Source organism: Bradyrhizobium sp. ISRA436 (assembly GCF_029910015.1).
Lineage (GTDB): Bacteria > Pseudomonadota > Alphaproteobacteria > Rhizobiales > Xanthobacteraceae > Bradyrhizobium.
Genome location: NZ_CP094519.1, coordinates 1,079,887 through 1,093,942 on the forward strand (window position 1 = coordinate 1,079,887; position 14,056 = coordinate 1,093,942).

Sequence of the window (14,056 nt, forward strand, 5' to 3'; positions counted from 1 at the left end):
GTGAGTTGGATGGAGCGTTGCGATGCGTAGGTTGTTGCTGGCGGCGATGATGTTCGGGGCGGTGACCGGCGCGGGCGCCGCGGACATGCCCATTCTGCGCGGCGGCTTCACTGAGGGCGTGGCCCGCCCGACCACCAATTGGGAGGGCTTCTATATCGGCGGACAGGCCGGCTATGGATCGTCCGACGAGAATTTCAGCGGCACGAACGCCAACATGCTCTCCGCGCTGCTTGATCACAACGTGATCCAGCAGATGGATGTCGCGAACTGGAATCTCGGGCTTGGCAAGCAATCGCAGCGCTCGCCGGCCTATGGCGGCTTCGTCGGCTACAACTGGCAATTCGATGATGTCGTCGTCGGAGCCGAGATGAGCTACATGCACGCCAACAATTTCGGCGGCACTTCGACCGCGACCAAGGAACTGGTCAGCGGCTCGAAGTTGTCGGACAGCATGTTCCATGACGTGCGCGTCGATTCGTCAGCCGCAATCGCGATCACGGACCTTGCCACCTTCCGCGCCCGTGCCGGCTATGCCTGGGGCTGCTTCCTGCCCTACATGTTTGGCGGCGTCGCGCTGGGCAATGCCAACATCTCGCGTTCTGTCACCGTCTTCGATTCCATCAGCGCCACGGGAGCGGCGGGGTCGTTCACATCGCTCGCGACCTTGAGCGCATCGGATGTGCTGCACAATCACCTGGTGTACGGCTACAGCGGCGGCCTTGGCGTCGATGTGAACCTGATGGCCGGTCTCTTCATGCGCGCGGAGTGGGAATACGCCCGCATCACGTCCACCGTCGACACCAACATCAACACGGTACGCGTCGGCGTCGGCTACAAGTTCTGAGGCGCGCCGGCGCGGCTTGACAGCGAACGGCGTCGCTGTTCCGATATCGCTCCTTGAAGCGCGATGAATCCTCGTCGCGCTTGCTTGTTGTTCGGGGCTGATTTTCCGACAATCGGGTCGCGTTTGCCGCCGCGATCAGGCCGAGGGAGCGCAACCGGATGAAAATCTACGGCGACGCCAATTCGGGCAATTGCCTGAAGGTGAAATGGGTGTGCGACAAACTGGCGCTGCCTTACACATGGATCGAGATCGATACCATGAAGGGCGGCAGCCGGACGGAGGAATTCCTCAAGCTGAACGGTTGGGGACAGGTGCCCACGGTGGAGCTGGACGACGGCCGCGCGCTGGCCCAGTCCAACGCGATCATCCGTTATCTCGCGCGCGGCAGCGATCTGATCCCCGCAGATGCCTATCGCGCGGCGCAGATGGATGCGTGGATGTTCTGGGAGCAGAACACTCACGAGCCCTATGTGGCGGTCTGCCGCTTTCACATTGTGTATCTCGGTAAGGCTGTCGCGGACCTCGATCCGAATCTGGTGAAGCGCGGCTATGTGGCGCTCGATCATCTGGAACGGCATCTCGGCGGCACTCGATTTCTCGTCGGTGACGCGTTCTCGCTAGCCGACGTCTCGCTGCTCGCCTACACGCGCGTCGCGCATGAAGGCGGCCTCGATCTCGACCGCTATGCCGTGATCAACCGCTGGATTGCGGATGCCGAGCGCGCGCTCGGCCTGCCGCCGGCGCGCTGAGTTGAAACGGAACGAACGACAATGACCGCACCATCATCCGTCACCATCCGCCGTGCCCGCCGCGAGGATCTCGCCACCATCGTCGGCATGCTGGCGGACGATCCGCTCGGCAGCGCGCGCGAGCGGATCGAGGACCCGCTACCGCAAAGCTACTACCAGGCGTTCGAGCGGGTCGATCGCGATCCCAATTTGCAGCTCGTCGTCGCCGTCGACGGCGACGGGACCGTCATCGGCTGCCTGCAATTGGCTGTTCTGCCGGGCGTCAGCTCGCAGGGCGGCTCGCGCGGCCTGCTCGAGGACGTGCGCGTTGCAAAGCATTGCCGCAGCCGCGGCATCGGCGAGCAGCTTGTGCAGTGGGCGGTCGCGGAAGCACGCGCGAAAGGCTGCATGCTCGTCGAGCTCTTGACGCAACACACGCGCGTCGATGCGCAACGCTTCTACGAGCGGCTTGGATTTGCACGCAGCCATGTCGGCATGACGATTCGCTTTTGAGATTCTGATGCGAAAGCATACAGCCTCGTCATTGCGAGCGGAGCGAAGCAATCCATGGTTCTGCGTATGCGGAGCGATGGATTGCTTCGTCGCTATCGCTCCTCGCAATGACCGGGATAGTGGTGCGAGCACACACAATATATTCCGTCATCCAGAGCGGCGTTATGCCCGCTGGTTCGTGCCTGCGTTCGTTCGCTCTGCTATTCGGCCAGGAAGCTGCCCATCCCCGTGGTTTCACGGGTCGGACGGAGACGGCGCCGAGGGTCGACGAGGCCCCATCAATCAGCCGTGACTCCGGTCTTTCGTCCGGACCGTCTGAAGTTTCTTGACGTTTTGGGACCTTTCCACTATCTCCGGCGGCGGGAAACCTCTCCCCACCGAGAGGCAGCTATCTGGAAGGGTAGATTATGACTGCAGCGAAGCCCGCTTCGCGGCCCCATGTGCCGCATTTCTCCTCCGGCCCCTGTGCCAAGCGCCCCGGCTGGAACCCCGACAATCTCAAGGACGCCGCCCTCGGCCGCTCGCATCGCGCGAAGATCGGTAAGGCGCGGCTCAAGCTCGCGATCGAACTGACGCGCGAAGTGCTTGAAGTGCCTGCCGATTACAAGATCGGCATCGTGCCGGCATCCGACACCGGTGCGGTCGAGATGGCGCTGTGGTCGCTGCTCGGTGCGCGGCCCGTCACTACGCTCGCCTGGGAATCCTTCGGCGAGGGCTGGGTCAGCGACATCGTCAAGGAATTGAAGCTGAAGGACGTCACCAAGCTGAATGCGGCTTACGGTGAAATCCCCGATCTTTCCAAGGTGGACCCTGCGTCCGACGTCGTCTTCACCTGGAACGGCACCACCTCGGGCGTGCGCGTGCCTGATGCCAACTGGATCAGTGCGACCCGCGAAGGCCTCACGATCTGCGACGCGACCTCGGCCGCCTTTGCGCAGCCGCTTGATTTCGCCAAGCTCGATGTTGTGACCTTCTCCTGGCAGAAGGCGCTCGGCGGCGAGGCGGCGCACGGCATGCTGATCCTCTCGCCGCGCGCGGTCGAGCGGCTCGAGACTTACAAGCCGGCTTGGCCGCTGCCCAAGATCTTCCGCCTGACCAAGGGCGGCAAGCTCAACCAGGGCATCTTCGAGGGCGAGACCATCAACACGCCGTCGATGCTCTGCGTCGAGGACTATCTCGACGCGCTCAACTGGGCCAAGTCGATCGGCGGCCTGAAGGCGCTGATCGCGCGTGCCGACGCCAACACCAAGGTGCTCGCCGACTGGAAGGCGAAGACGCCGTGGATCGATTTCCTGGCGAAGGATCCCGCGATCCGCTCCAACACCTCGGTGTGCCTGAAGTTCACCGATCCCGCGATCACCTCGCTTCCCGCCGAGGCGCAAGCCGACTTCTGCAAGAAGCTGGTCGCGCTGGTGGAGAAGGAGAACGCCGGCTTCGACTTCGCGTATTATCGCGACGCGCCGGCGGGCCTGCGGATCTGGTGCGGCGCCACCGTTGAAGCAAAGGACGTCGAGCTGCTCACGCAGTGGATCGACTGGGCCTTCGCCGAGACCAAGGCGGCGTTGCCTAAGGCGGCCTGAGTTTCTCTTGCCACCTCTCCCCGTTCTTGCGGGGGAGGTCGGATTGCTCCCGGCGATGCGCAGCATCGTCCGGTGAAATCCGGGTGAGGGGCCTGTTCGGCTTGTTCCTCGCCTGTGGCTGCCCCTCACCCCAACCCTCTCCCTGTAAGGACGGGGATAGGGAGACGTGATCAGAGACTTCATCACATCGGTCCAAGAGACCCGCCCGTTGCAGGGCAAAGGAACAATTCAAATGTCCAAACCCAAAGTTCTCATTTCCGACGCGCTGTCTCCCGCCGCCGTGCAGATCTTCAAGGATCGCGGCGTCGACGTCGATTTCCAGCCCAACCTCGGCAAGGACAAGGAGAAGCTTGCCGAGATCATCGGCAACTATGACGGTCTCGCGATCCGCTCGGCCACCAAAGCGACCGCCAAGATCATCGAGAAGGCGAAGAGGCTGAAGGTGATCGGCCGCGCCGGCATCGGCGTCGACAATGTCGAGATTCCGGCGGCGACCGCCAAGGGCATCATCGTGATGAACACGCCGTTCGGCAATTCGATCACGACCGCCGAGCACGCCATCACGCTGATGCTGGCGCTGGCGCGCGAAATCCCGCAGGCCGACGCCTCGACCCAGGCCGGCAAGTGGGAGAAGAACCGCTTCATGGGCGTCGAGATCACCGCCAAGACGCTGGGCGTGATTGGCTGCGGCAATATCGGCTCGATCGTCGCCGACCGCGCGCTCGGCCTGCGCATGAAGGTGGTCGCGTTCGATCCGTTCCTGTCGCCGGAGCGCGCCAAGGATATCGGCGTCGAGAAGGTCGAGCTCGACGATCTGTTGAAGCGCGCCGATTTCATCACGCTGCACACGCCGCTGACCGACAAGACGCGCAACATCATCGACGCGGCCGCGATCGCCAAGATGAAGAAGGGCGTCCGCATCATCAACTGCGCGCGCGGTGGCCTGGTCGACGAGCAGGCGCTGGTCGATGCGCTCAACTCCAAGCATGTCGCGGGCGCCGCCTTCGACGTGTTCGTCGAGGAGCCGGCGACCACCAACGTGCTGTTCGGCCACCCCAACGTGATCTGCACCCCGCATCTCGGTGCCTCCACCACCGAAGCGCAGGAGAACGTCGCGCTGCAGGTCGCAGAGCAGATGTCGGATTATCTGCTGACGGGCGCAATCTCGAACGCCGTCAACTTCCCCTCGATTACGGCGGAAGAGGCGCCGAAGCTGAGGCCGTTCATCGAGCTCGCCGAGAAGCTCGGCTCGTTCGCCGGCCAGCTCACCGAGAGCGGCATCCTCAAGACCCAGATCACCTATGAGGGCCATGTCGCCGAGATGAAGATCAAGGCGATCACCTCGGCGGTGCTGTCCGGCCTGCTGCGGCCGATGCTGGGCGAGGTCAACGTCGTCTCGGCACCTGTCGTCGCCAAGGAGCGCGGCATGGTGGTGGACGAGGTGACGCGCGCGGCCCAGAGCGACTACGAGAGCCTGATTACCGTGACGGTGACGACGGAGCGGCAGGAACGTTCGGTCTCGGGCACTGTCTATCATGATGGCAAGCCGCGCCTGGTCGACATCAAGGGCATTCGCGTCGACGCCGAGTTCGGCAAGTCGATGATCTACGTGACCAACGAGGACAAGCCGGGCTTCATCGGCGCCTTCGCGAGCCTGCTCGGCGATGCCAAGATCAACATCGCGACCTTCCATCTCGGCCGCGTCAAGCAGGGCGGCGACGCCATCGCGCTGGTCGAGATCGACGGCGCGGTGCCGGCGGAGGTGCTTGCCAAGGTGCATGCTCTGCCGCAGGTGAAGCAGGCCAAGGTGCTCAGCTTCTAAGGGTCTCTCTTTCATGCCCGCGCCAAGCCCGGGCATGACGAACGGAGACATCGGACCAACACAGCAATATTCCGATCTGCGGAACAGAACGCCGTCTCCGGCCCCGGAGGCGGCGTTTGTGTTCGCGCGGCCTCTGGTATTTCTGTCGCAACGGTCAAAATATGTGTACGAACGGGCCACGACGCGCCACAATGACGGTCATCTCGAAGGGAGAAAACTATGCGTGAAGCCGTAATCGTTTCCTATGCGCGCACCGGCCTGGCGAAGTCCGGCCGTGGCGGATTCAACATCACCCCGCCGATGTCGCTCGCCGCGCACGCGATCAAGCACGCCGTCGATCGCGCCGGCGTCGACAAGGAGTATGTCGAGGACTGCTATCTCGGTAATTGCGCGCATGGCGCGCCGAACATCGGCCGCCAGGCGGCGCTGCTCGCCGGCTTGCCGAAGTCGACCGCCGGCGTCTCGGTGAACCGCTTCTGCTCGTCGGGCCTGCAGACCATCGCGATGGCCGCCAACTCGATCCGCTCCGACGGGTCGGACTGCATCGTCGCCGGCGGCGTCGAGAGCATCTCGATTCCCGGCGGCGGCTCGCCGAAGGAATCGATCGATCCGGATCTGCTCAAGACCGCGCCCGACATCTTCATGGCGATGATCGACACCGCCGACATCGTCGCCGAGCGTTACAAGGTCAGCCGTGAATACCAGGATGAATATTCGCTGGAGTCGCAGCGCCGCATGGCGGCCGCGCAGCAGGCCAACAAGTTCAAGGACGAGATCGTCCCGATGAAGACCAGGATGAAGGTGGTCGACAAGGTGACCAAGGCCGAGTCGATCGTCGACTACGTCGTGGATCGCGACGAGTGCAACCGTCCCGACACCACGCTGGAAGGCCTGGCAAGACTCGAGCCGGTGAAGGGCCCGGGCAAGTACATCACCGCCGGCAATGCCAGTCAGCTCTCCGACGGCGCCGCCGCGGTGGTGCTGATGGAAGCCAAGGATGCAGAAAAGCGCGGCCTCAACCCGATGGGCCGTTTCGTCGCCTGGGCTTCGGCCGGCTGCGAGCCCGACGAGATGGGCATCGGCCCGATCTACGCCGTGCCGAAGCTGTTGAAGCGCCACGGCCTGAAGATCGACGACATCGATCTCTGGGAGCTCAACGAGGCCTTCGCCAGCCAGTGCCTCTACTCGCGCGACAAGCTCGGCATCGATCCGGAGAAGTACAACGTCAATGGCGGCTCGATCGCGATCGGCCATCCCTTCGGCATGACCGGCGCGCGCCTCACCGGCCACCTGCTGCAGGAAGGCCGTCGCCGCAAGGCCAAGTGGGGCGTCGTGACCATGTGCATCGGCGGCGGCCAGGGCGGCGCCGGCCTGTTCGAGATCTATAGCTGAGGTCTGGGCCGATCGCCAGGAAGACCGGCAGCACGGCGCCCCAGGGCGCCGTGCTTTTGCTGGACTCTCTCCTCATCGTCATTGCGAGCCAACGGGTCGCGCGAATGCGCACCCGATGACAGGCTCCGCGAAGCAATCCATCCCTCTGCACACGTGGAGCGACGGTGGAGGGGTACGGCCTATCGTGCCGATCACCGCCACGTGGCAGCCGTCACGGCGCCGCTATCGTGCCGCACCGAAACCTCAATCGAACCAGTCCCTTCTTCGCCGCGTCTCACCACGAGCAACGGTGTTCTCTTGATTTGAGCGCACCTTCTTGTCTTGCGCGCGACGCGATGTTTCTCGGAGGGATATCATGCGATTGATTGCGAACTGCCTCGTGACCACCAGCCTGGTGCTGGTCACTGCCCTGGTCGCCGGGCCGCTGCACGCGGCCGATCTCGACGCGACGTCGAATGTCGACGCCGTCACCGTCTATCCCGATGGTGCGAGCGTCACCCGCGTCATCACGCTGGACCTGCCTGCGGGTGACAATACTCTGGTCGCGAAGGATTTCCCGTTGTTGCTCGATCCGTCCTCGCTGCGGGTGGAAGGTGAGGCGGGTGCAAAGCTTTCGATCGGCGCGGTCGACACGCGAGAGCGGCGTAAGGTCGAGCCGGCAAACCTGCCGGAGATCGACAAGCGTATCGAGGCACTGAAGGATGAACGCGCCGATCTGCAGGGGACGATTACGGCCGCCGAGGCGCGGCGCAAGTTCGCCACCCGCTTTGCCGAGGCCTCGCCGGCAGGCCTCGGCGAGAAGGGCGAGGCGCGACCGGTCAGCGAATGGCGCGCCGCGTTTGCCGCCGTCGCGGACGAGGTCGCAACCGCGGACAGCGCGATCCGTGACGCCAGGCGCAAGCAGCGCGATATCGACCGCGAGGTCGCGCGGCTCGAAGCCGACCGCGCCGCTAAACCGCCGAGCAAGCTCGAGGTGAGGATCGACGTCGCTTCTGCGGCGGCGACCAGAACGACGCTGCGGGTGACCTATTCGGTGCCCAACGCGCGCTGGATTCCGCTCTATGACGCTCGTCTCGACACCGGTGCGAAGGATCGCAAGCCGACCATGGAGCTGGCGCGCCGCGCCGAGATCACGCAATCGACCGGCGAGGACTGGTCGAATGTCACGTTGGGCGTCTCCACCGTCCGCGTCGCGCGCGGCGGCAATGCACCCGAGCTCAATTCGCTGATTGTGCAGTATCCGCTGCCGCCGCGGCCGATGGCGGCAGCCAAGGCATTGGACGGCATGCCGCTGCGCTCGGCGCTCGCGCCGGCACCGGTGGCCGAGCAGGGCGAGGTCTCTTTTCGCAAGCACGCCGAGGAGCGGGAGGCGACCGCCGAGCTTGGCGCCTTCCAGGCCACCTTCAGGATTCCCGGGCGCGTCAGCGTCGCCGCCAACGAGGGAGCAAAAAGCCTGCGCATCTCGACGGCGACGATCGCGCCGGACCTCGCGATCCGCGCTGCTCCGGTGATCGATCCCACGGCCTTCCTCGAAGCGAGCTTCGTGCAAGGCGACGACGCGCCGCTGCTGCCGGGGCGGGTGTCGATCTACCGCGACGGCATCTTCGTCGGCCACGGCCGGATGGCGGCGACCGCGAAGGATGAGATCGTGCGGCTCGGCTTCGGCGCCGACGACAAGGTCAAGATCGAGCGCACGGTGGTGAAGCGCAACGAGGGCTCCGCCGGGCTGATCGTGACGACGTCGAAGACCGATGAGCGCGCGTTCAAGACCACGGTGCGCAACGGCCACGACTTCCCGATCAAGGTCGCGGTCCTGGATCAACTGCCGGTCAGCGAGACCGACGACATCGTGGTCGACATGTTGCCTTCGAGCACGCCCGCGACCACCACCAATCTGCGCGACAAGCGCGGCGTGCTGGAATGGGCGTTCGAGGCCAAGCCCGGTGAGATCAAAGACATCAATTTCGCCTGGCGGCTGCGCTGGCCGAAGGACAAGGGCGTCGTGATGGTGCCGGCTGGCTAGAGCCCTTGTCGGGCTCCAGCCCAGTTACCTTGACGTGTTTTCTTCACGCGAACCGGACTCCACTTCGCTTGAACGCTATGGGTGATCTGCGTCAGACGCCGATGACATCCCTCCCGATCTCGGGCATCACTTTGCCAAAGGCAATAAAGCCGGAGATCGGGAGGAACCATGAGCTACCAGCACATCATCGTCGACGATCCGCGCCCGCGCGTCCGGCGCATTACGCTGAACCGCCCGGAGAAGCGCAACGCGCTGAACAACCGCCTGCGCGGCGAGATCTTCGAGGTGCTGGAGCAGGCCGACCGCGATCCGGATATTTCCATCTCGATCGTGCGCGGCGCAGGGCCCTGCTTCTCCGCGGGCTACGACCTGTCGGCCGACAATCGCGTCGACCAGCCCTATCATTCGGCATCCGGTCCCGGCCAATGGTCGCGCCATGTGGTCGAGGGCTGGTTCTCGATCTGGGACCTCGCAAAACCCGTGATCGCGCAGGTGCACGGCTATTGCCTCGCCGGCGGCACCGAGCTCGCGACCGCCTGCGACGTCGTCTATGTCGCCGACGATGCCCAGATCGGCTATCCGCCGGTGCGGCTGATGAGCCCGCCCGACATGCAGTATCACCCCTGGCTGGTCGGCATGCGCCGCGCGATGGAATTGATGCTGACCGGCGATGCCATGTCCGGCCGCGAGGCCGCGGAATGGGGATTTGCGACGCGCTCCTTCCCACTCGCCGAACTGGAGGCGAAGACGCTCGATTTCGCCGAGCGTGCCGCGAAGGTGCCGGTCGAGCTGCAGCAACTCAACAAGCGCTCAGTGCACCGCGCGATGGAGATCATGGGCGCCCGCGCCGCGATGCGCGCCGGCACCGAGATCCAGGCGCTGGCCTTCACGACGGAGGCGAGCAAGGCGTACATGTCGTCATTCCGCCGCGACGGCGGCAGCGTGAAAGCCCAGCTCGACCAGCGCGACACGACGTTCGGGGATTATCGGACGAAGAAGCCGTAAGCGGCGGTCACCCGCCACGCACCCTGAGGAGGCCGCCAACGGGTCCGCGCGAAGCGCGGCCCGACGATAAACTCAGCGGCCGTCTCGAACGGCGACGGCCCGGCTGTTTCCGCGCTGCCACATCGGGGCCGTACATCCTTCGAGACGCGCTGCGCGCTCCTCAGGAACTCGGCCGCGCTGGTGCCCCCAGCGCGGCCTTGGTCCGTCCATGTTATCAACGAGATCAACGGGCAGGATCGCAACAAGGCATGCGCCCCAAACAGGAGACTCTTTCATGTTCATCGCAATGAACCGGTTTCAGGTGAAGAAGGGCTCGGAAGAAGCGTTCGAGACGGTCTGGAATACGCGGGAATCCTATCTCGACGATCTGCCGGGCTTCATCGAGTTTCACCTGGTGAAGGGCCCTGAAGCCGAGGACCACACACTCTACGCGACCCATACGGTGTGGGCCGACAAGGCGGCGTTCGAGGCCTGGACCAAGTCGGAGGCGTTCCGCCGCGCCCATTCCCGCGCTGGCAACGAGACCGGCGGCAGCCTCTATCTCGGCCATCCCAAGTTCGAGGGGTTCGAGGTGCTGATTACCGAGCGCAACAAGGGCGCCGCAACGTGACGGAGGCGTCGATGCTCTCGACCGAGCTTGCCGACCTCAGGGCCTACATGGCCCGCAATCCCGGGCCGTGCATGCTTCGAGACGCGCGTTCCGCGCTCCTCCAGCGACAACGGCAAAGCCGTTGCGCGGGCATGACGGGGATGGAGTGGGGGCGCGTCGATGCAGCGCGCCCGGGAGAGGCCTACTCCTTCACCGCGCCGGTCAACGACGACACGTAGTAGTCGACGAACAGCGAGTAGAACAGCGCCACCGGCAGCGAGCCGAGCAGGGAGCCTGCCATCAGCGCGCCCCACTGGTAGACGTCGCCGGTGATGAGCTCGGTGACGATCGCGACCGGCACCGTCTTGTTGGCGCCGCTCTGGATGAAGGCGAGCGCGTAGATGAACTCGTTCCAGGACAGCGTGAAGGAGAAGATACCGGCCGAGATCAGGCCGGGCACCGCGAGCGGCAGCGTGATCCGGCGCAAGATCTGCAGCCGCGTCGCGCCGTCGACCAGCGCGCACTCCTCGAGCTCGTAGGGGATCGACTTGAAATAGCCGATCAGGAGCCAGGTGCAGAACGGAACCAGGAAGGTCGGATAGACCAGGATCAGCGCCATCGGTGAATCGAACAGGCCGAACTGCACGATCACGGTGGCGAGCGGAATGAACAGGATCGACGGCGGCACCAGATAAGCGAGGTAGATGCCGAGGCCGACATAGGGGCTGCCGCGGAAGCGCAGCCGCTCGATCGCATAGGCCGCCAGGGTCGAGGCGAACAGCGACAGGAAGGTCGAACCGATCGCGACCAGCATCGTCGTCTTCAGCCAGCGCGGATAGTCGGTCTCGAACAGCAGGTGCTTGATGTGCAGCAGCGTCGGCGAGGTGATCCAGAACGGGTTGTGCTCCTTGTAGTTCAAGAGCTCCGCGTTCGGTTTGAACGAGGTGATCGCCATCCAGTAGAACGGGAACAGCAGGACCACGATGAAACAGGCGAGCGGCAGGTAGATCATCACTGCCCGCCGCGCGCGGGAATCCCACGCCATCGTATCTGGCGTGGCGCTGCCGACGTGGCTCGGTTGGGCTGCTACGTCAGTCATTGGCTTCTCCCTGCTGCCATTTGCGGCGCGCGAGGCCGAAGTAGCTGAACAGCGTCGCGAACACGAGGAACGGGATCATTGACACCGCGATCGCCGCGCCCTCGCCGAGCTCGCCGCCGGCGATGCCGCGCTGGAACGCCAGCGTCGCGAGCAGGTGGGTCGAATTGACCGGGCCGCCGCGGGTGATGGCGTAGACGAGCTGGAAATCGGTGAAGGTGAAGATGATCGAGAACGTCATCACGATCGCCAGGATCGGCATCATCATCGGGAAGGTGATGTAGCGGAAGCGCTGCCAGGCGGTGGCGCCGTCGAGCATCGCGGCTTCGTAAAGCGAAGGCGAGATAGTCTGCAATCCCGCCAGCAGCGAGATCGCGACGAACGGGATGCCGCGCCAGATATTGGCCACGATCAGCGAGAGGCGCGCCGGCCAGGGCGAGCCGAGAAAGTCGACATTGCTGGTCCGCCAATGCAGCACGTCGACCAGCAGATAGGAGATGATCGAGAACTGCGGATCGTAGATCCACCAGAATGCCAGCGCCGACAGCACGGTCGGCACGATCCACGGCAGCAGCACGATGGCGCGGATCAGGCTCTTGAACGGGAAATGGTTGTTGAGCAGCAGCGCCAGCCAGAAGCCGAGCGCGAACTTTCCGAAGGTCGCGACCGCGGTGTAGAAGATGCTGTAGAACACCGCGCTCCACCACAGGGGATCGCTGAGCAGGTACTGGAAGTTCTCCAGCCCCACATAGACGCCGCTGCGGCCGATCGTGGTGTCGGTGAAGGCGAGCCAGATGCCCAGCCCCAGCGGGTAGGTCAGGAACACCGCGAGCAGGCCGATCGCGGGCGTGAGGCACACCACGACCAGGAACGGCTTGTAATCGAACAGACGCATGAGCCAGTTCGGCTGGCGCAGCGCCATTCCTCGCGATGGCAGAGTCGTTACAGACATTGAATACTCGTCCGCTGTCGTCATTGCGAGGAGCGAAGCGACGAAGCAATCCATTCCTCCTTTGCGGCGCTATGGATTGCTTCGCTTCGCCCGCGATGACGGTTGATCCAGATGTGCGTCAGCTCAGCGGCGGAAATACCGCTTTGCGCGCCGCTCGGCTTCCGCCGCCGCGGCCTCCGGCGTCGCCGCGTCGGTCGCGACCGATGCGCACATCTGCACCAGCACGTAGTCGGCGTTGACGGCGCCGGTGGCGGTCGAAATCGGCCCCTTGTAACCGTTGTAATAGGGGCTCTTCATCGTGTCCTTGAAGATCGCGACCTTGGGGTCGCTCGACCACACCGCGGCGTCGGCATAGGCCGCCAGCGGCTGCGACCAGTAGCCGGAGTTGGCGTTGAGCCACGGCTCGTACTGTTCGTGTTCGAGCATGAACTGCAGGAATGCCTTCGCCGCGTTGGGATACTTGCTGTGCTTGAACACCATCGCATTCAGGGTCAGGCCCGACATCGGCGAGGTCGGGGCCAGCCCCTTGATCAGGAACTGATGCTGGGTGTCGTCGGCGATCGCCTTGGTCGCGGGATCGTTCTTCAGCGAGAAATACAGCGAGACGCCGTTTGCGGTCAGGCCGATCTCTTGCGACGAGTAGGCGCGGTTGTTGGAAACGTCGTTCCACGACGGCGTGCCGGCAATGAAGGTCGGATAGAGCTCCTTCAGATATTTCAGCGCGGCCACGGTCTCCTTGCTGTTGATGATGATGTTGCCTTCCTCATCCAGCAGCGCGGCGTTGTGCGACCACAACAGCCAGTTGGCGAAGCCGTTGCCGTCGCCGACCGCGTTACCGAGCGCGAAGCCCGCGGGCTTGCCTGCCGCCTTCAGCTTCTTGCAGAGCTCGAGGAAGCCGGCATGGTCCTCCGGCACCTTGTCGAAGCCGGCGGCATTGACCAGCGACTTGCGGTAGACGAGGGGACCGCCCGAGGCGCCGAACGGCAGCCCGATCCAGCTCTTGGACTTGGAACGCATGCCGTAGCGCCGCGCCAGCGCCAGCCAGCCGCCATAACGCTTGTCGAGATAGTCGGCGACGTCGGTCAGCTCGACCAGCTTGTCGATATAGATGTGCGGCGCATCGCCGAAGCCGATGATGATGTCGGGGCCGGCGCCGGAATTCGATGTCACGGCGGTCTGCTGGTTGATGTCCTCCCAGCCGACGAAGTCGACCTTGACCTCGACGCCGGTCTTGTCGGTGAACTTCTTGGCATTGGCACGGAACACGTCTTCGTCGGCTTGGACGAAGCGCACCGGCCGCAGCATCCGCAAGGACGCGCCCTTCTCGATCGGCAGCGACGGCGCCGCCGCGTCAGCAGCCTTTACTTTCGACGCATCCTGCGCCGACGCGCCGGTCGCGACCAGTGCCGCCGCGGAAACCCCCAGCGCCAAGGCGTCGCGGCGCGTGATCTCGGTCTTCATGTCGTTTCTCTCCTTGTTCTTCTGTTTTCCTTCCCGGCGTTGGCCGCCAGT

At 64.4% G+C, this 14,056-nt stretch carries 12 protein-coding genes; 9 read left to right on the forward strand and 3 right to left on the reverse strand.

Annotation, left to right across the window (positions count from 1 at the left end; genetic code table 11):
• Positions 1-22 precede the first annotated feature (22 nt).
• From MTX23_RS05105 to MTX23_RS05145, 9 genes are all read left to right on the forward strand, one after another.
• Positions 23-844 carry an outer membrane beta-barrel protein gene (locus MTX23_RS05105; protein ID WP_280975540.1) on the forward strand — a complete coding sequence of 274 codons (822 nt, stop codon included), beginning with the start codon at positions 23-25 and terminating at the stop codon, positions 842-844.
• 158 nt (positions 845-1,002) lie between these two features.
• A complete protein-coding gene (locus tag MTX23_RS05110; RefSeq protein WP_280975541.1) occupies positions 1,003-1,593 on the forward strand; it encodes a glutathione S-transferase family protein in 591 nt (196 codons plus the stop codon).
• A 21-nt stretch (positions 1,594-1,614) separates the two neighbouring features.
• On the forward strand, positions 1,615-2,085 hold the full coding sequence (locus MTX23_RS05115; RefSeq protein ID WP_280975542.1) for a GNAT family N-acetyltransferase: 471 nt from the start codon (positions 1,615-1,617) through the stop codon (positions 2,083-2,085).
• Positions 2,086-2,492: 407 nt separating this feature from the next.
• Positions 2,493-3,665 carry a phosphoserine transaminase gene (locus MTX23_RS05120; RefSeq protein ID WP_280975543.1) on the forward strand — a complete coding sequence of 391 codons (1,173 nt, stop codon included), beginning with the start codon at positions 2,493-2,495 and terminating at the stop codon, positions 3,663-3,665.
• A gap of 232 nt (positions 3,666-3,897) precedes the next feature.
• Positions 3,898-5,487 carry a phosphoglycerate dehydrogenase gene (gene serA, locus MTX23_RS05125; protein ID WP_280975544.1) on the forward strand — a complete coding sequence of 530 codons (1,590 nt, stop codon included), beginning with the start codon at positions 3,898-3,900 and terminating at the stop codon, positions 5,485-5,487.
• 219 nt (positions 5,488-5,706) lie between these two features.
• On the forward strand, positions 5,707-6,879 hold the full coding sequence (locus MTX23_RS05130; protein WP_280975545.1) for an acetyl-CoA C-acyltransferase: 1,173 nt from the start codon (positions 5,707-5,709) through the stop codon (positions 6,877-6,879).
• 355 nt (positions 6,880-7,234) lie between these two features.
• A complete protein-coding gene (locus MTX23_RS05135; RefSeq protein WP_280975547.1) occupies positions 7,235-8,902 on the forward strand; it encodes a mucoidy inhibitor MuiA family protein in 1,668 nt (555 codons plus the stop codon).
• 168 nt (positions 8,903-9,070) lie between these two features.
• Positions 9,071-9,907 carry an enoyl-CoA hydratase-related protein gene (locus tag MTX23_RS05140; protein WP_280975548.1) on the forward strand — a complete coding sequence of 279 codons (837 nt, stop codon included), beginning with the start codon at positions 9,071-9,073 and terminating at the stop codon, positions 9,905-9,907.
• A gap of 274 nt (positions 9,908-10,181) precedes the next feature.
• Complete coding sequence (locus tag MTX23_RS05145) at positions 10,182-10,517, forward strand: antibiotic biosynthesis monooxygenase (RefSeq protein WP_280975549.1); 336 nt, start codon at positions 10,182-10,184, stop codon at positions 10,515-10,517.
• A 181-nt stretch (positions 10,518-10,698) separates the two neighbouring features.
• On the opposite strand, the gene MTX23_RS05150 is transcribed toward MTX23_RS05145, so the two are convergent.
• The 3 genes from MTX23_RS05150 to MTX23_RS05160 form a co-directional block, all read right to left on the reverse strand.
• Positions 10,699-11,595 (reverse strand): carbohydrate ABC transporter permease, encoded by an 897-nt coding sequence (locus MTX23_RS05150; protein ID WP_280975550.1) that lies wholly within the window; start codon positions 11,593-11,595, stop codon positions 10,699-10,701.
• Positions 11,588-12,544, reverse strand: coding sequence for a sugar ABC transporter permease (locus MTX23_RS05155; RefSeq protein ID WP_280975551.1), 957 nt, complete (start codon positions 12,542-12,544; stop codon positions 11,588-11,590). The genes MTX23_RS05150 and MTX23_RS05155 overlap by 8 nt, the downstream gene beginning before the upstream one ends.
• Before the next feature lie 123 nt (positions 12,545-12,667).
• Positions 12,668-14,005 (reverse strand): extracellular solute-binding protein, encoded by a 1,338-nt coding sequence (locus MTX23_RS05160; RefSeq protein ID WP_280975552.1) that lies wholly within the window; start codon positions 14,003-14,005, stop codon positions 12,668-12,670.
• Positions 14,006-14,056 lie beyond the last annotated feature (51 nt).